20 protein-coding genes are annotated in these 18,643 nt (G+C 40.2%); 17 read left to right on the top strand and 3 right to left on the bottom strand.

Features of this window, described 5'->3' with window-relative positions; translation table 11 throughout:
- The 7 genes from frhA to ACTB1O_RS09665 all read left to right on the top strand — a co-directional run.
- Positions 1 to 927: coenzyme F420 hydrogenase subunit alpha (gene frhA, locus ACTB1O_RS09695; RefSeq protein WP_462994933.1), on the top strand; the 927-nt coding region annotated here is incomplete at its 5' end.
- An 11-nt stretch (positions 928 to 938) separates the two neighbouring features.
- The gene (frhD, locus tag ACTB1O_RS09690) at positions 939 to 1,499 is read left to right on the top strand and encodes a coenzyme F420-reducing hydrogenase, FrhD protein (protein WP_462994932.1); all 561 of its coding nucleotides are present in this window, start codon (positions 939 to 941) and stop codon (positions 1,497 to 1,499) included.
- A complete protein-coding gene (frhG, locus tag ACTB1O_RS09685) occupies positions 1,432 to 2,430 on the top strand; it encodes a coenzyme F420 hydrogenase subunit gamma (protein WP_462994931.1) in 999 nt (332 codons plus the stop codon). The genes frhD and frhG overlap by 68 nt, the downstream gene beginning before the upstream one ends.
- Before the next feature lies 1 nt (position 2,431).
- A complete protein-coding gene (frhB, locus tag ACTB1O_RS09680) occupies positions 2,432 to 3,295 on the top strand; it encodes a coenzyme F420 hydrogenase subunit beta (RefSeq protein WP_462994930.1) in 864 nt (287 codons plus the stop codon).
- Positions 3,296 to 3,597: 302 nt separating this feature from the next.
- Positions 3,598 to 3,963 (top strand): response regulator, encoded by a 366-nt coding sequence (locus tag ACTB1O_RS09675; RefSeq protein WP_462994929.1) that lies wholly within the window; start codon positions 3,598 to 3,600, stop codon positions 3,961 to 3,963.
- Between the two features lie 5 nt (positions 3,964 to 3,968).
- The gene (locus ACTB1O_RS09670) at positions 3,969 to 4,577 is read left to right on the top strand and encodes a chemotaxis protein CheC (protein WP_462994928.1); all 609 of its coding nucleotides are present in this window, start codon (positions 3,969 to 3,971) and stop codon (positions 4,575 to 4,577) included.
- Positions 4,578 to 4,618: 41 nt separating this feature from the next.
- The gene (locus ACTB1O_RS09665; protein ID WP_462994927.1) at positions 4,619 to 5,725 is read left to right on the top strand and encodes a PAS domain-containing sensor histidine kinase; all 1,107 of its coding nucleotides are present in this window, start codon (positions 4,619 to 4,621) and stop codon (positions 5,723 to 5,725) included.
- Positions 5,726 to 5,739: 14 nt separating this feature from the next.
- Here ACTB1O_RS09665 and ACTB1O_RS09660 read toward each other — a convergent pair whose 3' ends face one another.
- Entirely contained in the window at positions 5,740 to 6,219 is a 480-nt protein-coding gene (locus ACTB1O_RS09660; RefSeq protein WP_462994926.1) for a DUF2124 family protein, read from the bottom strand.
- Positions 6,220 to 6,299: 80 nt separating this feature from the next.
- On the bottom strand, positions 6,300 to 7,496 hold the full coding sequence (locus ACTB1O_RS09655) for a cation:proton antiporter (RefSeq protein WP_462994925.1): 1,197 nt from the start codon (positions 7,494 to 7,496) through the stop codon (positions 6,300 to 6,302).
- A gap of 193 nt (positions 7,497 to 7,689) precedes the next feature.
- Between ACTB1O_RS09655 and ACTB1O_RS09650 the strand changes: the two genes are divergently transcribed.
- Positions 7,690 to 8,268, top strand: a complete 579-nt coding sequence (locus tag ACTB1O_RS09650) for a hypothetical protein (RefSeq protein WP_462994924.1) — start codon at positions 7,690 to 7,692, stop codon at positions 8,266 to 8,268.
- A gap of 13 nt (positions 8,269 to 8,281) precedes the next feature.
- Here the strand turns inward: ACTB1O_RS09650 and ACTB1O_RS09645 are convergent, their stop codons facing one another.
- A complete protein-coding gene (locus tag ACTB1O_RS09645) occupies positions 8,282 to 8,938 on the bottom strand; it encodes a hypothetical protein (RefSeq protein WP_462994923.1) in 657 nt (218 codons plus the stop codon).
- 140 nt (positions 8,939 to 9,078) lie between these two features.
- On the opposite strand from ACTB1O_RS09645, the gene ACTB1O_RS09640 reads away from it, so the two are divergent.
- The 9 genes from ACTB1O_RS09640 to ACTB1O_RS09600 form a co-directional block, all read left to right on the top strand.
- Positions 9,079 to 10,110 carry an AI-2E family transporter gene (locus ACTB1O_RS09640; protein ID WP_462994922.1) on the top strand — a complete coding sequence of 344 codons (1,032 nt, stop codon included), beginning with the start codon at positions 9,079 to 9,081 and terminating at the stop codon, positions 10,108 to 10,110.
- A gap of 186 nt (positions 10,111 to 10,296) precedes the next feature.
- Positions 10,297 to 10,488, top strand: a complete 192-nt coding sequence (locus ACTB1O_RS09635) for an MFS transporter permease (protein ID WP_462994921.1) — start codon at positions 10,297 to 10,299, stop codon at positions 10,486 to 10,488.
- A gap of 124 nt (positions 10,489 to 10,612) precedes the next feature.
- Positions 10,613 to 12,805 carry a PAS domain S-box protein gene (locus tag ACTB1O_RS09630; protein ID WP_462994920.1) on the top strand — a complete coding sequence of 731 codons (2,193 nt, stop codon included), beginning with the start codon at positions 10,613 to 10,615 and terminating at the stop codon, positions 12,803 to 12,805.
- Positions 12,806 to 12,946: 141 nt separating this feature from the next.
- Positions 12,947 to 13,843 carry a pyridoxal 5'-phosphate synthase lyase subunit PdxS gene (gene pdxS / locus ACTB1O_RS09625; RefSeq protein WP_462994919.1) on the top strand — a complete coding sequence of 299 codons (897 nt, stop codon included), beginning with the start codon at positions 12,947 to 12,949 and terminating at the stop codon, positions 13,841 to 13,843.
- Positions 13,833 to 14,423: a pyridoxal 5'-phosphate synthase glutaminase subunit PdxT gene (gene pdxT, locus ACTB1O_RS09620; RefSeq protein WP_462994918.1), complete on the top strand. Its 591-nt coding sequence runs from the start codon at positions 13,833 to 13,835 to the stop codon at positions 14,421 to 14,423. Before pdxS ends, pdxT begins: the two co-directional genes overlap by 11 nt.
- A 140-nt stretch (positions 14,424 to 14,563) precedes the next feature.
- A complete protein-coding gene (locus ACTB1O_RS09615) occupies positions 14,564 to 16,021 on the top strand; it encodes an ATP-binding protein (protein ID WP_462994917.1) in 1,458 nt (485 codons plus the stop codon).
- 161 nt (positions 16,022 to 16,182) lie between these two features.
- On the top strand, positions 16,183 to 16,518 hold the full coding sequence (locus tag ACTB1O_RS09610; protein WP_462994916.1) for a hypothetical protein: 336 nt from the start codon (positions 16,183 to 16,185) through the stop codon (positions 16,516 to 16,518).
- Positions 16,515 to 17,171: an AAA family ATPase gene (locus tag ACTB1O_RS09605; RefSeq protein ID WP_462994915.1), complete on the top strand. Its 657-nt coding sequence runs from the start codon at positions 16,515 to 16,517 to the stop codon at positions 17,169 to 17,171. The genes ACTB1O_RS09610 and ACTB1O_RS09605 overlap by 4 nt, the downstream gene beginning before the upstream one ends.
- A gap of 192 nt (positions 17,172 to 17,363) precedes the next feature.
- Positions 17,364 to 18,643 (top strand): PAS domain S-box protein (locus ACTB1O_RS09600; RefSeq protein ID WP_462994914.1); only part of this gene is annotated, 1,280 nt, incomplete at its 3' end.

Below are 18,643 nucleotides of genomic sequence, written 5' to 3'. Positions count from 1 at the left end.
GGCCAGACAGTCGGAGAGATTGTCGGCGGAGAGCCAATTCACCCAAGCAACCCACGCATCGGTGGTATGTACAAGAACATCTCACCTCGTGCAAAAGCAAAGATCTACGATCTTGCGAAGGAAGCTTCAGTTCTTGCACGCGATCAGATGGAGTTCATGATCACAGTCCTTAAAGACTGGGAGAACCGTCCGACAGCATCTGTTGCATCCGGATATGAAGTCGAAAAGAATGACAAGTTCGGATTCCACGACCAGGGATACATGGCTGTAGATCCGCTCTATGCAAGCACAAACCTTGATGCTGAGCCAATGTGGTTCCCTGAGCGCTGGACAGAAGTAAGGCCATGGGACTGGTATATGGGTGAACAGGAGATCACACTTGACGATCCAAACTATCCAAACCACGCAACCACACCTGCCGGAAACATGGCATGGCCACAGATGGAAGCCTGCACAGCAGTCCCTATGTATGACGGTCAGCCAATTGAGGTAGGTCCGCGTGCACGTCTCGCAAAATTCCGCAATTACGACAAGAAAGGTGCAATGGGTCTTCAGATTGCACGCCAGATGGAATATCCTGACTGTCTCTACAGCATGATCGAGGCAATAGATGCCCTTGACACATCAGGATCAGTCATTGCAGACGAGATCCCACAGGGTGACGGTTCACTCGGATGGGCAGCAAATGAAGCACCACGTGGAACAGATGTCCACCTTGCAAAGGTAAAGGACGGACGTGTACAGTGGTATTCACTGCTTGTGCCAACGACATGGAACTTCCCGGTATGCAGCCGTGCGCTTGAAGGTGCACCATGGCAGCTTGCAGAAGTTATTGTTCGTGCCTACGACCCATGTGTGTCCTGTGCTACACACATGATGGTGGTCGATGAAGAGAAGAAGGTAGTCGCCCAGAAGCTTGTTCAGTGAGTTTGGTGTTGATGCAGGACTGGTACGCAGAATATATGATTGTCGGATGCGGAAACCCTCTTCAGACCGATGACGGTTTTGGACCGGCAGTCATTTACGAACTGAAAAAACTGAATTTGCCGGAGAATCTAAAGACTCTTGATGCAGGCCTTGCAGGTCCGCATTACCTGTTTACCCTCATGGCTCAGGCCGATGTAACCGTTAAAAAGATGGTTATACTCGACATAATGGACTTTGGAGGTAAACCGGGTGAAATCACAAGAGTAACTCCGGATCTGCTCTCTCCGGGAGCTTACACTGATCCCCATTCATGGGGCCTTAGAGAACCGCTTCAGATGCTTGCAGAGAAGACAGAAATAGTAATATTTGGGTGCCAGCCGGAAAGCATTGACATTTCCCAGATTGACAATGAGGCAGAAGATGCCGAATTCTGGGTCACTGAATCTGTCAGGGAGGCCATTCCCAAAGCAGTGCAGCTTGCATTAGCTGAAGTAGGAGTGGATTATGGGACTACTATCACGTCTCAAAGAGATCTTCACAGGGAAAGAGAAGGAAGAGGTCAGGAAGCCTGAAATTCCGGTTATAAAAAAGGAAGAGGAAAATCCAAAAACAGTGGAAAAACCTGTTCCTGCACCGGTAGTAGAAGCACCTGCCGAAAAACCTGCAGAAAAACCCAAAGATGTGGAGATTCACCAAACGCTGGATGGAGATAAAAAGGAGGAAAAGCCTGTGGCAAATAAAATAACAGTTGGGCACGTACACATGTCCGGATGTACCGGATGTCTCGTGTCACTTGCAGACAATTATGAAGGCCTCTTCAAGATTCTTGATGACTATGCAGACCTCGTCTACTGTCTGACATTAGCAGATGTCAGGCACATCCCTGAAATGGATGTTGCACTTGTAGAAGGTTCAGTATGTCTCCAGGATGAGTGTTCCGTTAGAGAGATTAAAGAAACCAGGGAGAAGGCAAAAGTTGTCGTCGCTCTTGGTAGTTGTGCAGCATATGGAAACATCACAAGATTCTGCCGTGGCGGTCAGTGGAACCAGCCTCAGCATGAGTCTTATGTTGCAATCGGCGATCTGATTGATGTAGATATCTATCTGCCATCATGCCCGCCGGGAGCAGAATCCATAAGAAATGTCTGTGTTATGGCATACCTGCTCTTACAGGGCAGTGATGACCAGAAGGCACTTGCAGCAGCTTACTTAAAGCCGCTCATGGACCTTGCAAAACGCGGAACCACAGCCTGTGGATGTGACTTGATATTTGATGTCATAAACCAGGGTCTCTGTATGGGATGTGGTACCTGCGCAGCAAGCTGTCCAACACGTGCCATCACAATGGAATATGGCAAACCAAATGTTGACAGTGACATGTGCATTAAATGTGGTGCATGCTACGCACAGTGCCCACGCAGCTTCTTTAACTTAGATGTGATGAACCAGTTTGAAGGTATCATCGAAGCAATTGATGGTGCAATGGGTAACGGAGGTCAGTAAGATGGTACTTGGAAATTATAAGTCAGTAGTATCTGCACGAGCTGCAGATGCAGACATTCTCAAAGGTGCCCAGGACGGAGGAATTGTAACACAGCTCTTCGCATATGCTCTTGAAGAGGGTATAATCGACGGAGCAATCATTGCAGGTCCCGGGGATGAACCATTCAAGCCAGAACCACTCGTTGCAACATCAAAAGCAGAGCTTCTTGCAGCACGCGGTACCAAATACACAATAAGCCCGAACATGGCACTCATAAAAGAGGCAACACGTTCATATGGTCTTGACAGAATTGGTATTGTAGGCACACCGTGCCAGATGCAGGCTGTAAGAAAAGCACAGCTGTATCCTATGGCAATGCGTAAGGTTCCTGACAAGATTGCACTTGCAATCGGTATCTTCTGCATGGAAAACTTCCCATACATGGGTCTTGAGTCAATTGTCGAGGACCACTGTAATACAAAGATGGAATCCACTGTAAAGATGGACATCGGAAAGGGCAAGTTTACAGTGTACACCGAGCGTGGAGCTGTTTCACAGATTCCACTCAGTGCAACACACAAGTATGAGCAGCCCGGCTGTGGTGTATGTCTTGACTACGTGGCAAACCTTGCTGATGTATCAACAGGGTCTGTCGGCAGTCCTGACGGATGGAGCACAGTCTTTGCACGTACAAAGAAGGGTGACGATGTCTGGTCAAAGGCAGTAGCAGCAGGCTACTTCGAGACAAAAGACATTGCAACTGTGAAACCCGGTCTTGATCTTGTCACAAAACTTGCAAAAGGCAAGATCGACAAGAATCAGAAGACACTCGAAGGACGTGCATCCTTTGGTGTCGGAAAGGGTCTTCGCAACCCATACATCTAAATTTTTTTTGTTTTTTTAAGAAGCGGTGATTTTCTGCTTTATTCTGTTTGAAAAGTCAATAAATTGTTACTTTGCAGGTTTTATTTTATTGGATGTGTTCCATCCCTTTTAGAAATAGTGTCTGTAGATTTTTCGTCTGTTATTTTTTGTGACACCTGGTTTTTATGATTTGAAACTCTGCTAAAAACCTTTTATTGTATATTAGAGCATTATTGTGTGGATATACTGGTTCCAAAATTAATTGGATAGATTTATTGTTGAAATGGTGTAAGTAAAAGTATTGAATTTTACAGGTACGTTATATGGCACTTATTCTGGTAACTGACGATTCCCTTTTTCAAAGAAAGATTATTGCATCTGTTCTTGCCGAAGAAGGTTATGACTTTATAGAGGCATCAAACGGAAGAGAGGCTCTTTTAATTTCGGAGAAGAAAAATCCGGATCTGATACTTCTTGATCTTTTAATGCCTGATATGGATGGATATCAGTTTATGGAAGCAGCAAGGGAGAAGGGGATAAATGTACCTGTCATTGTGCTTACGTCTGATATACAGGACACCACAAAGGAGATCTGCATAAAACTGGGTGCAGCAGGATTTGTAAACAAACCGGTTGAGAAAGAAAATCTTCTGCCGGTAATAAACCGTTTGCTATCGGAAAAAAAGTGATTTTCATGGCGGAAATTATTAGTGATGAAAACATTGATGCAATACGCGAGATTCTTAACATTGGAATCGGCCGTTCTGCACAGATGTTAAATCGCATTACAAAGTCCCACATAATTCTCAGGATTCCCAAGGTAAGGATTATTGATATCAATGATCTGAATCAGGGTCTGGAAAAGTTTCCTGATGATGATTCTGCAAATGTCAAGCTTGAATTTTCCGGCGTTTTTTCAGGCATTACGGCTGTTGCCTTTCCAAAGGATAGTGCCGCCAAGCTTGTTATGGCAATGACCGGAGAAGATGCAGGCACACCTGAACTTGACAGTCTCAGAATAGAGACCTTAAAAGAGGTGGGGAATATCATGATAAACGGGGTTATGGGCTCAATAGGCAACATTCTAAAAATCCATCTCAAATATGCCCTGCCTTCTTATGCAGAGGGATCAATAACCGGTCTGATAAATTCGGGCAGAAAGACGTACGATGATAATATTCTGATGGCAACTGCCTGTTTTAAGATAGAGGATATGGATGTCGAGGGAAATATATTCATTGTTCTGGAGATCGGTTCTATGCAGGTTCTTATTGAAAATATTAATAAAATTCAGGATGAATAATTAAAAATGATGCTGTCCGGTTTATAAAAAGAAGGTGATGTATGACTGTCGAAGAATATTTCAGGATAACAGAGCTTTTTCCCATAGGGGTATGTGTTATTGACAGTGATTTTAAAATTATCTTCTGGAACAGACTTCTTGAGGAGTGGACCGGCAAGAGACTGGAGAATATAAAGAACAGTTCTCTTTTTGAGTTATATCCCCATCTTAATGAGAAAATTTTCTATGAAAGAGTAGAGCAGGTACTTTTTGGAGGCCCTCCGGCAATATTTACATCCCAGCTGCATAATTCAATAATCCCTGCATATCTTCCCTCGGGTGAGCCGCGTATACAGACAACTACTGTTCTGCCTTTAAGTAAAGGGGAAGAAAATGTTGCTGTCATCACTATTGAGGATGTAACTATACTAAAAAAAGAGGTTCTTGCATACCGGAGAATGAAAGACCGGGCAATTATTGCTCTGAATGACAGAATAGAGGCGGAAAAAAAGGTATTTCTGGCAAATGAGGAGGCAAATTTATATCTTGACATAATGTCGCATGATATTGCGAACATCAATGTGCTTGTTTCCGGTTACTCGGCACTTCTCGAAGAATCCACTGATTCGGAAGTTTCAAATTATTCCCGTAGAATCTCAATTGCAGCATCCAGAAGTTCGGAGATAATAAAATCTGTTTCCACTATAAGAAGGGTGAAGGAAAAAGAATCCGAATTATATTCAATATCTTTAAAAGATGCTATAAAAAGTGGTGTTTCACAGTATGGAAATATAAATCTTGAGATATTTGACGGTGATTTTAATGTTATGGCAGATGATCTTCTGCCTGAAATATTTGTAAATATTGTTGGCAACAGCCTCAAATATGGTGGAAAAGATGTCCAAATCTCAATTAATGCCGAAGTTACAGGCAATTTTGTGTATGTGTGGGTCTCTGATGACGGACCCGGAATATCCGATGAGACAAAGCCTGAGGTATTCGGGCGTTTTAAGCGTGGAAAGGGAGAGATGGAGCAGGGAAGCGGACTCGGGCTTTATATTGTCAAGATGCTTGCCGACAGATATGGCGGGGATATTAAAATTGAAGATAGTTATCCCGAAAGGGAAAAGTCCGGTGTAAGTGTGTGTTTCAGTCTCAAAAAAGGATAATAAATTAAAAAAATTCATCTGAAAACTTTTATCTGGTACATGGAAGCGTCAATTAACATATCAAAGCTGACTGAATCAGTCCATCCTTCCTTATCAAATATGCTCATAAAGCAGATTCCAACTGTTTTGGCATCATATTTTGAGACTGTCTTTTTTGCATTATCTGATGTTACTGAAACATTCTGCATTGCGAGGCCGCCCATAAGAACTGTCAGCTTAGGATCAAGTTTTTCAGGCGCAATGTCTGTCTGTGCACCCAGATTATCCACTATTTTTAACTTAACTGCTTTTTCTTCGTCTAAATGAGGGACAAAGACAACTTCAACAGGCAGCTTTCGGATTGCATATGCGATGAGCTCAACAAAAGGCAGACATGTTCCCGGACATCCGTAAAAGACAATCTGGCTGTTGTCCGGGAAATCTGCATCCTCAACATATTTTTTAAAAGGCCTTAAAAGACCCGGGACCCCATTTAAATTTTCAACTTCTTTCATAGTTTAAAGTAGTACATCTAAAAAAAATAAATGTATTCTTTGTTGAACAAGACTCTGCTTTTTTTAAAAATGATATTTTTTTAGAATTCGGCCTCGCAGGCCAGAGCCTCTTTTTTATAAAGCCAGTTTCGGAAGACTATAGGTGTAAATATTGTTGTGATAAGGCTCATGAGAACGATTGAGACAAAGATATCCTGTCCGATTAGTGCCATATTAAGGCCCATTAAGGCGACTATCATTGCAACCTCGCCCCTTGGTGACATGCCAAGCCCGATTGCAAGTGAATCCTTCATATTATACCCCATAATCTTTGCCGGAATACTGCAGCCGATAACCTTTGTCAGAATCGCAACGACAGTCAGCACTATCAAAAATATTACTGCCTCCTGTGTCATCACCGAAATATCCACGAGAATTCCGAGCGATACGAAGAATATGGATGCAAATATGATGTAGAGGTACTCTGCCCCTTCCTCGATATCCCTGCTGTGTATAAGGTTAATTCCGTTAAATGAAACCCCTGCGATAAAAGCTCCGATAATTGCCGAAATACCGACAAACTCCGATAATGTGGCATATAAGAAAGCAATCATAACCACAAAGATGAAGACGAATTCCGGGTGTTTCTTTGCCAGTTTTGTCCTGTCTATCTTTTCAATCCATTTTGAGATGAAGATTATACCAAAAGCACCGGCAACAACCAAAAATCCTATCTGTTTTACTATTGTAAGGGCAACTCCGGTGAACGTAAATGATCCGGATGCAATGTCTGCTGTTACGGAAAGGGCTAAAAGACTTAAAACATCATCGATTACAGCAGCTCCTATTATTGCCTTTGCAGCATCTGTGTTTAAGAGACACATCTCACGGAGCACGTTAGCAGTTATGGCAATGCTTGTTGCAGTAAGTGCTGTTCCGATAAATAGTGAGCTTATAAAGTCAAATCCAAAAATAACTGCCAGAAGATATCCGCCTATCCATGGAATTATCACACCGGATAATCCCAGAATCCCGAATTTAATATTACTCAGTTCTTTTAAGCTGAACTCAAATCCTATCACAAACATCAGAATAACGGCCCCAAGGCCGGCAATGCTCCTGACAAAGTCTGTATATGTTATGAGTCCCAAAAAACTCGGTCCCACCAGAAGTCCTATGAGAATCTCACCGACAACTGCGGACTGGTTTATTCTTGATGCAAGAAGGTACCCTCCGAGTGCTATGAAAAGAAGAAGACTCATCTGAAATTCTATTGACGGGAATATTCCTGTGCTCATCAGCTTTTATAATTAAGGTCATTAATATTTCAGTTTTTTTGGAAAAAAAGATATAATATTAGATTACTGCGATATTTTTATTGCTATCTGAGTGTTAAGTCTATAATTAGCAGGGTTTTTGACAGGGCGAAATAATATACAAATTATCATTCAATATATTGTCTTTTAAAGTCTCTAAATTTTAGTGGTTAATATGAAAAAAAGCGATGCTTTTACAGGTCTTGAGGCAGGTCTTGTTCTTATTGCGTTTGTTGTAGTTGCATCAGTATTTTCATATGTTATATTAAGTGCCGGTTTTTTTTCTGTTCAGAAATCCCAGCAGGTGGTATATTCCGCCGTTGAGCAGAGTTCGTCAACAATGACTCTTGGCGGTGACTTATTCGGGTTTAAGAATGAGACGACGGGTAAAATTGACAGGATAAGACTCTCAGTTGGAAGTCCCTATGCTCTGGTGTCGATTGATCTGAGTGATGTTTCAATTCTTGTTGTAAGCAGGGATCTTATAGAAAAGGTGGATAAAGCGGAGCCTCTTTATAGTGAGGATGAGCCTTTGGCAGGCACATGGAGAATTGTAAAAAATACAGGCGGCTCAAATGCCGGCAGTACTCTTTCAATGGGTGATTATGCGACAATTATGATAAATCTCCCTGAGAATATGCAGATATCTCCCGGCGAATATTTCAGGGTGAGTATTCTTCCGCCTTTGGGAGCACCTCTCTTTGCTGAGAGAATCGCACCCTTAAATTTTAAAGAGACTGTAATTTTCAACTAAAAAAATGATATTTTCAGATATATTGTTTTATTGCTATCAGACCAAATATTAGTGATACTATAAGACTTATAACAGCAATCTGCATGGAACCGTCAGTTCTTCGGTATATTCTGTTTAATTCATTGTCTCTTGATTTAATGAGGCGTGAGAGCTCCTTTAATTTTTCGCTGATATGATCAGTATCATTTCTTTCCAGAAAGATTGTGATATCGTTTAGGATATTTCTCTCTAACGGAGGAAGATCGGAAAAAGGCTTTTGAATATCATTTTCAGATATAATCCTGTCAAGTGTTTTTTTCCATTCAAGAATCTCAGGTTCGGTTGTAGTACGCGGGATTATCTTATCATCCTTTGAAATAAGGGCAATTAAGTATTCACGAAGGTATCTTGACAGTCCGTAGTGATAGTTTAAGTCCTCATCACTGAGTCCTGCTCTGGCTTCATATATGTTTATAATATCATCAAGTGATTTAATCGATTCCAGCTGAAAACCCTCTGTCAGATTCCTGAAGAACAGAATCTTAAATTTCTTCTCCTGCCTGATGTCGTCTCTGTCGCGTATACGTCCTGATTTTCTCTTTTTAACAGCTATTAACCCCAGAATCATTACAATTAGATAAAGCAAAAAAAATCCGGTCAGAATCATCTGTGGTGTCAGTGAAATATTCATAAGTCGTAACTCCTTTGTTATTTTAGTTGAAAGGCGGATATAATCTTAGTTATATTAATCTGTAATTTTGTCAGGATAAAAAAATTATTTTTTGATTTTATCAGTCTGGAAAGTTAGTTTTTTAATCAGGCAGAGTTTAAATGATAAAAAAAGAGGGTTTTTTGATTATGGATAATGCCGATAAATTTACCTTTGGTATTGTAGGACTTATTTTAATAATTTCAATATTTGCATTTTGGGATTTTGCAGGAGTTGTTATTGTAGCCGGTTCGCTGGCTGTTGTTCTGATGCCGTGCCAGAGATATATGAGAAATTATATGAAACCGGGATTTGCTTCATCTATAATTACTGTCGCAGTCGGATTTTTAATTATAATGGCAGTTTATATTACATTCGCTGTTCTCTATGAGAACGCTGATTATATGGCCGGGATGGTAAATTCAATAACAACATGGATTAACAAGATATTTTTCTCATCAGTTCCGGAATTTATAGGGACTCCGACTGATCTGTTCTCTGATCTTTTTGCAGATTTAACAGAGTCTTTTAAATTTGCTTTACTTGAATTCCTGACATTATTGCCACTTATGGCTATAAAAATAATGATTCTGTTCCTTTCGCTCTTTCTGCTTTTAGTGTTTGGAGATGAAATGTCAGTGCAGGTGAGGGGTATCGTTCCTGAAAAGAGCAGGGACGATATGTTAATTCTGAAAAAAAGTGTCACCGATATGCTTTATGCAATTTTTAATGTCCATGTCGCGGTTGCCGCAGCTGTTTTCATCCTTGCGTTTCCGGTATTTTACATTCTCGGGTATGAGCATATTTTATTCTACGCAATTTTATCGGGAATTCTGGCATTGATACCCGTATTCGGGCCTGTATTTCTGATTGTCTTTCTTATTCTTTATACCGTTTCTATTTCTGACTGGAGAGGTCTTGTGATAGTACTTGTTCTGGCATGGCCGCTGTTATGTGCTATTCCTGACTGGTGGATGAGGCCTGTTCTTATGGGCAAAAAGGCAAGTGTAAATCCGGTTTTAATGTTTATCGCATTCTTTGGCGGAATTGCGGTTATGGGACTGCTGGGGTTTATTATGGGACCTATATTTATAGCCCTTTTAATAGCGGGTTACAGGATAATAGTCGGTAATTCAGTTGTGAGTGGAGAATAGTGTCACTTCAACCTTATTTTTTCACATGCCATTTTTCATAAGAATAGTTGAAATTCTGGTAAAATTATAGATTTTCGCTGAAAAAACCAAAATCATTTAATAATAGCCCCGAGATCTTCTTTATATAAGCGATCTGCAGAAAAACTGCATCCTGCTTATCTGGAACTGAACTTTGTGTCAGAAAATATGGTGATTATTATGGACTGGTTAGGAACAATTGCACTTTTAATTGGAATAATGCTTATTATTCTTGGTATCGGTATGACATTTTCAATAGAATTAATTACAATGGTCATGGACAAATTCCTCGGCCTTATTGCAATCGTATTTGGTCTTATTCTTCTAATCGGCGGAGCAATGATAGTCCGCGAGGAATAAACCTTTTTTTAGTCTCTTTTGGTGCAGATGCAAACAAAAATATAATGTAATTGTCAAATTACATTTCAGAGATATTACTGGTGGAATTTTTTTGCCTGATATATTTCTAAAGGGAGTTTTTTAAGTGATAAAAATTCTGCACGTTGATGATGAACCTGCATTAGTTGAGATAACAAAACTTTATCTTGAAAAAGGTGGTGATTTTGAGGTAACAACTGCAATTTCAGCTCCTGATGCATTAGCTATTCTCAAAACCGGGCAATTTGATGCAATAATATCTGATTATGAAATGCCTGGTATGGATGGAATTGAATTTTTAAAGAAACTCCGTGAAAAAGATAATATTACCCCTTTTATTATTTTCAGTGGAAGAGGCAGGGAAGATGTTTTAATTGATGCCATAAACAATGGTGCCGATTTTTATCTTCAGAAAGGAGGCAAACCAAAGTCACAGTTTGCTGAATTAAAAAATATGATTTTTCAGTCTGTTAAGAGAAAAAACGCCGAAAATGCGCTTCGTGAGAGTGAAGAACGTTACAGGGCGGTTGTTGAAAGTCAGACTGAATTAATATGCAGATTCCTTCCCGACGGCACAATAAAATTTGCAAATGATGCCTTCTGTCGCTACTATAATATAAAATACGAGGATCTGGTTGGTAATTTTTTTAAACCGTCTGTTCCTGCCGGAGAAAGAGAAAAGATTGTCTCTCATTTTAATATGCTGACACCAAAAAGTCCTTATGGTGCTATTGAACATCCGATTATAATGCCGGACGGGAGTATCCGCTGGCAGCACTGGATTGACAGGGCTTTTTTTGATGAGAATGACAAATTAATTGAGTTTCAGTCTGTTGGCAGGGATGTTACAGAAGAGAGACTTATGAGAGACTCTCTTCAGGAGAAGGTGAACTACGTTCAGGCACTGATGGATACAATTCCTGCACCTGTCTTTTACAGGGATACCAAAGGTGTTTATTACGACTGCAACCGTGCCTTTGAAGAGCTTGTCGATCTTTCAAGAGATGAGATAATCGGAAAAAATATCTATGATTTCTTTGATGAGGAGCTTGCTGATGTATATACCAGAAAAGACAGGGAGATTATAGAAAACCCTTATCTTCAGCAGTATGAGTATGCAATCAACAATTCCTGCGGTGAGATTATTGATGTTCTCTTCTCAAAGACTGCCCTTTTTGCTGCTGACGGAAGCGTTGCCGGAATTGTCGGTGTCATACTTGATATAAGCGACAGAAAAGAGATGGAAAAGGCCCTTCGTGAGAATGAAGAAAAGTTCCGGACTCTTGCCGACTATACCTATGACTGGGAGTCATGGATAGGCCCTGACGGGAAATTTATCTACATGTCACCGTCATGTAAGAGGACTACCGGTTATGATGCAAAGGAATTTTTAGCCGATCCTTTTGTTATGATAGAAAAGATTGTTTATCCGGATGATAAGCAGATGGTTATCGATCACTACAGTGGTATTGATGAGAGTTATACGGGTGTTTCACATTTTGATTTCAGAATAATTACTGCGTCCGGAGATCTAAAGTGGCTGAGTCACTACTGCCAGCCTGTTTACCATGATGATGGCAGATGGGCCGGAAGGCGTGAGACGAAGAGGGATATAACTCTCAGAAAGGAGTTTGAAGAGAAGCTTTCAAAGGTTAATGAGAAGCTCAATCTGCTTTCAAATGTAACCCGTCATGATGTTTTAAATCAGGTGACTGCACTTATCGGGTATCTTGAGATTTTACGGGGGATGACAGAAGAAGATCCTTCTGTTGGTGAGATAATCGGAAAGATTGAGATGATTGCAACTACAGTCCAGCATCAGATATCTTTTACTGAAGACTATCAGGAGATTGGCATATATTCACCGGCATGGCAGAATCTTGAGAATACTGTTGATCTTTCTATATTTATGCAGGATGTGGAGAGACTGTCGGTGGTGGATGTTGAGATCGATTCAGATCTTGAAGTCTATGCGGATCCTCTATTAAACAAGGTATTTTACAATTTCATTGACAATTCTCTCCACCATGGTGGTCCGAATCTGTCTTCTGTTAAGTTTTCGGTTGAAAAAACAAAGAAAAGCTTAAAAATAATCTATGAAGATGACGGAGAGGGAATTCCTGATGATGACAAGGAGAGAATCTTCCTCAAAGGTTTTGGAAAAAATACAGGTTACGGACTTTTCCTTATCGTTTATGTGCTTTCTATTACCGGTATGAGCATAAAAGAGTGCGGTAAATACGGTGAAGGTGTCAGATTTGAGATATTGGTTCCTGAAGATAAATTCAGGTTTGTCTGAGATTAAAATAATTCTCTTTATTTTTTTTATTAATATTAAAACGCAAAATTCAGGTTTTATTTTTCCCGAAATTTAATTTAACAGTTAATCCTTTTTTAATTCTCAAATGTTTTTATTACTTATTATTTCCAATTAATATACATGAATTTGCAGGAACTCAGATTTGGAACTGAGTTAATAAAAAGAGGATTTGCATCCATGCAGAAAGGAGGAGTCATAATGGATGTGGTTAATGCAGAACAGGCACGTATAGCGGAATCATCAGGTGCTGTTGCTGTCATGGCCCTTGAGAGGGTTCCGTCCGATATAAGAAAGATGGGCGGCGTTGCAAGGATGGCCGATGTCTCAATTATTGAGGATATTATTGATGCGGTATCAATTCCGGTTATGGGAAAGGCAAGGATTGGTCATTTTGTTGAGGCGCAGGTTCTTGAGTCAGTCGGTGTTGATATGATCGATGAGAGTGAGGTCTTAACGTCTGCTGATGAGGAGTACCACATCGAAAAGACAAAGTTTACTGTTCCCTTTGTGTGCGGCGCAAGAAATCTTGGTGAGGCATGCAGGCGTATCAGTGAAGGCGCTGCAATGATCAGAACAAAGGGTGAAGCCGGAACAGGAAACGTTGTAGAGGCTGTCCGCCACATGAGGGCGATATCAGGTGCAATAAGGATGCTTGAGGGAATGAGTGATCAGGAGATCGCAGCATATGCAAGAACGATAGAAGCACCTTTTGATATTGTTAAGGAGTGCGCTGAGATGAAGCGTCTTCCTGTTGTGAATTTCTCTGCAGGAGGAATTGCAACGCCTTCTGACGCGGCAATGATGATGCAGCTCGGATGTGACGGTGTCTTTGTAGGCTCCGGGATCTTTAAGTCACAGACTCCGGAAAAAATGGCTGTTGCAATCGTTGAAGCCGTTAACAATTTCAATGACCCTGCAGTGATTGCAAAGGTGAGCCGCAATCTTGGCGATGCAATGCCCGGACTTGATGTCCACACATTAAGGGAAGACGAGGTATTTTCAGTCCGTGGTAATTAAAATAGGCGTTCTGGCTCTTCAGGGGGATGTTGAAGAGCATATACGCTCTTTTCAAAAAGCTCTTGAATATATGGGGCTTTCTAAAAGCTCGTCTGTCTTTGCACTCAGGCACAGGGATGAGATAGAGGGTTGTTCTGCAATAGCCCTGCCCGGCGGCGAGTCCACAACAATATCACGGCTTATAGATAAAAACGACATGAGAGATGCCTTTTTAAATTTCAAAGGCGGTTTTTTTGCAACCTGTGCCGGTATGGTTGTTATTGCCGCAGCTGTTGATGATGAACGGGTATCACCTCTTGGTCTGATTGATATCTCGGTCGGGAGAAATGCCTTTGGACGACAGAAAGATTCATTTGAAGCGCCTATTGGGATTTCAGGATTAAATTCGCCTTTTCATGCAGTCTTCATAAGAGCGCCGGTTGTAAAGAGTGCCGGACCTGATGTATCTGTCCTCTCAGAGACGGATTGCGGGATAGTTGCGGTTTCACAGGGGCTGCATATGGCTTTTTCTTTCCATCCTGAGCTTACATCGGATTTCAGGCTGCATGAGATGTTTTTGAAAAATCTCACAGGCCAATAGTGCACTTTTTTGGAATAAATGAAAAATAAAACATTTTTTTCAATTATTATGGTCAATTTTTTATTTTTTTTTACAATAATTTGAAATATAAAAATTTATCATCCTGTATCTACCATTTTTTATTTGATAAGGGGATTTTAGTGGGGGAAAATATAGACGGGCCTTCTGTCTTATATATTGATAGTGATGAATATCTTTTAAATTCTGCAAAAGAGCACTTTGAGGATGTATACGGTATTCATGTGGATACAACACCTGTTTTTTCAGAAGGGATAAAAAAGGCAGGCAGATATGAGTATGACGCCATCGTATCTGATATTGAATTTCCCGGGACTGATGTAATCGGTCTGATAAAGGAAAAGCGGGATAATGGATTTTTTACACCTTTTATTGCAGCCTACAGCGACAGGGAAAGTGTTTTATTAAAAAGTGCCTCTGAGTCTGCCGCAGATTTTTATCTTTACAAGGGCGGAGATACAGCCCTGATGTATGACGAGCTTCATCGGTACATAAAAAAATCTGTTGAACTGGGAAAGTTAAGAAAGAATATTTTCAGATCTGAAAAAATATTTCCACAGATCTGGGATAATATCCCAAACGGAATCTTCATTTTAAACAGCGATTCTGATAATGTAATTGAGGCAAATCCCGCAGCACTCCGGATATTCGGTATAAATGTCATTGAAAAGCTCAAATATTATGATCTGTCTCTTGATCCAAATATCACTCCTGAAATTATTGAGGCATTTAAAAATAAAAAAACAGAGATTTTTGTGATAGAATATGATTTCGATAAGATCAGTGAGCTAAATCTCTATAATACTAAAAGAACAGGAAAAAGTTATCTTGAAATTAAGGTTTCTCCAATCTTAAGCGGCAAAAAATCTGAAGGCTCAATGATTTATATTACTGATATTACTGAGAAAAAAAAGTTTGAAACAGAGCTTTCAGGTGCAAATAAAAAATTAAGCCTTATGTCCGGTATAACCAGACATGATGTATTAAATCAGATTTCGGCAGTCAGACTTTATACCGAACTTCTTTCTGAATCTGTTAAGGATAATGAAGAGGCATCCGGTTATCTGGTGCCTATTGACCGCTGTATGGAGAAGATTGAGAAACAGATTAATTTTACACGGGATTATGAAAATTTCGGCAGTTATATGCCGGTATGGCAGAATCTGAACAATACTGTAAAGATGGCTGCATCGGAGGTCCTGGGAAATGACATCCGGCTGTTTGCAAATTTTGGCAGTTATGAAGTCTATGCGGATCAGATGCTTGTTATGGTATTTTTCAATCTCTTTGACAATTCCATAAGGCACGGGAAGAATGTTACCAATATTGTAACTTCCTTTTACGATGCCGGGGATGAAGGAGTCATTGTCTTTGAGGATAACGGCACAGGTGTCCCCGATGAGATCAAGGAGAATATTTTTGAGAAAGGTTTCGGGTCGAATACAGGATACGGGCTGTTTTTAATTCGTGAGATTCTTGATTTCAAAGGGTATTCTATTAAAGAGACGGGCAATCCCGGAGAAGGGGCACGCTTTGAGATACATGTTCCCGCCGGAAAATGGCGTCTTTCTGACTCCTGAATTTCTAAAGAGATTCAGGTTTAATTTAAATTTTTATGCATAATTAAAGTTGTAATGAGGAAAAATAAATATACTATCTGATTTCCTAATAAAACAAAAGTGAGATCTGATTTAAATATTATTTATGTCTATGAATATTCATTGAATTTAGGCTTACAGTTATGAATAAAGAACCCTACAAAAAGAAAAATTCATGGCAGGGAGCAGTAAAAATAAAGAGTCACTCTGGTTCCTTTGAAGGTGTACACCGTAAGGTGTCTGATAGTCAACACAATCCTGCAGGTGTAAGAGAATCTAAGCCTGGATATTCCTGCATACCTGTTAAGGAATCTGACAGGCAGAGGTTTGTTAACAGAATGTCACCTGAAAGTATAAAAATTACAGACGGAACAAAGTGGAGTGAAAGAGGATTTGTTCCCTCATTTAAAAATACGGACGATATTTTGATGAAGGCTGCCCGCCGGACATACAAAAGTCATGGCACAAATCACAGATGAAAGATTTATTTATTTTTGCCGGACCAAACGGTTCCGGAAAATCCACATTAATCGGACCATTTCTTTCTGACAATGATATTGAATATTTAAATGCTGATTACTGTGCACGTGCAGACCCGACGATTGCAAAGATGCCGGAAGGTCTGGAGAAATCCAGGAAGGCACAGGAAGAGACCGAAAGACGACTTAAATTGAGAATTTCTGAAGGATTGCCTTTTGCATGGGAGACTGTTTTCTCCCATAAAAGTCGTCTTGAGATTATGGAATTTGCAAAGAAGAAAGGATACCGAATTCATCTGACTTATATTTCAACAAAAAATCCTGACATTAATGTTGCCCGTGTTCATAACCGTTTTTTGCAGGGAGGTCATGATGTTTTGGAAGATAAAATCAGGGGACGGTATGAGCGTTCAATTTCTTTTTTGCCAAAAATGATTCTGGCAGCCGATGAAGTTTTAATTTATGATAATTCCTACAACAATACAGATCCAAGACTTTTATTTCAGAAATTAATTAAAATTGAACAGGATATTGAACCTGAAATGATAGTCTGGCAGGTTGATGATGAAGAAGTGACTGAATGGGTCAGAAAGTATGTGATAAATCCGCTTGATGAAATGGGCATTTTTGTTCAATGTTATAAAGGGATTTAGAAGCAAACTTTTGTTTAGTGTTTATTATCTAAAGTGTCTGATGAATGCCGGGAGATGGTGTTTTTCTGAGAATTGAATTTGATGATCTGCTATAATTTCACTGCCGGAAAACATTCTTAAATAAACTCAGAAGTTGCATGTTATACATATATTTACTAAATCCTAAGCAAAACTTAACGGATTTTGATACATATGCAGGAAAAAACGGATATTGACTCTTTTATTGATATGGATATCTACAAAGGCGGGATCTGGAGAGGTCATCTGTCAGAAAAACACTGGCAGATAATAATAGCGGCAAGCATTGCAGCAGTCATTACCCTGACAATCCTGATGCTCTTAAACGGCATTACCACCGTTTTCATGCATATTTATTATATTCCGATAGTTCTTCTTTCCTATCATTACAGGATGAGGGGCGTTATCTTTTCATCACTGCTTGCGTTTACCTATTTCGCACTGCTGATATTGCTCGTCCCATGGCTCACGATTGAAATTGAATCCGGTTTTATCAGAGTCATTGTATTCATCTGCATTGCACTGCTCATCGCATCTATGTCGGAGACTATCCACAGAAATCAGATTATATCACATAAAAAGGCAGAAATCCTGCATAGCAGCATGATGAATGCACAGGTATGGCTGATGATTCTTGATGCCGGAGGAAGAGTCCACCTCTGGAATAATGCAGCGACACGTATCAGCGGATATTCTGCCGGTGATGTGATCGGGAAGAACACCATCTGGAAAAAAATCTATCCTGAAAAGTCATACCGTAATGAGCTCACATCCACAATAGAACGCATCATCTTTGAAAATAATTTTCTTGAAAACTTTGAAACCACCGTCCTCTGCAAAAACTGGGAGAGAAAAATAATTTCCTGGAACACCCGTGCCCTTCCTTCTGAGGTTGGAGAAGAGCAGACGTTTATTTCGATAGGAATCGATGTCACCAAAAGTAAAAATGCAGAAGATGCTTTAAAAGAGGTAAATAAAAAGCTCAACCTGCTCTCAAGCATAACCCGGCACGACATCCTGAATCAGATAACAGTGGCAGCCGGATACCTTGAAATCCTGGAACTTGACAATCAGATACCTCCGGATACAAAAGCAGGAGGTTATCTGATGAAGATTAAAGGAGCCGTTGATACCATAAAAAAGCAGATCCTCTTCACCGGAGACTACAAGGATCTGGGTGAGCAGGCGCCACAGTGGTTCGATGTAGGAGGTCTTATAGCAGAAATCTCTAAAAATCCTATGTTTAGCGGCTTAAAGCTTCATAATGATATAAAAAATATCAAAGTATTTGCTGACCCGCTCTTTGGAAAGGTAATCTACAATCTCTTTGATAATGCGGTTAAACATGGTGGAAAGATCAGCTTCATTTCGTTTACCGCCAGAAAAACAAACGGGGACATTGTGCTGATCTGCGAAGACGACGGTTTCGGTATTCCCGATGAAGCAAAGGAGAA

It is taken from the genome of Methanomicrobium sp. (assembly GCF_055145805.1).
The sequence above is the reverse complement of the archived record's forward strand: the minus strand, read 5'-3'. Positions and strand labels throughout refer to the sequence as shown.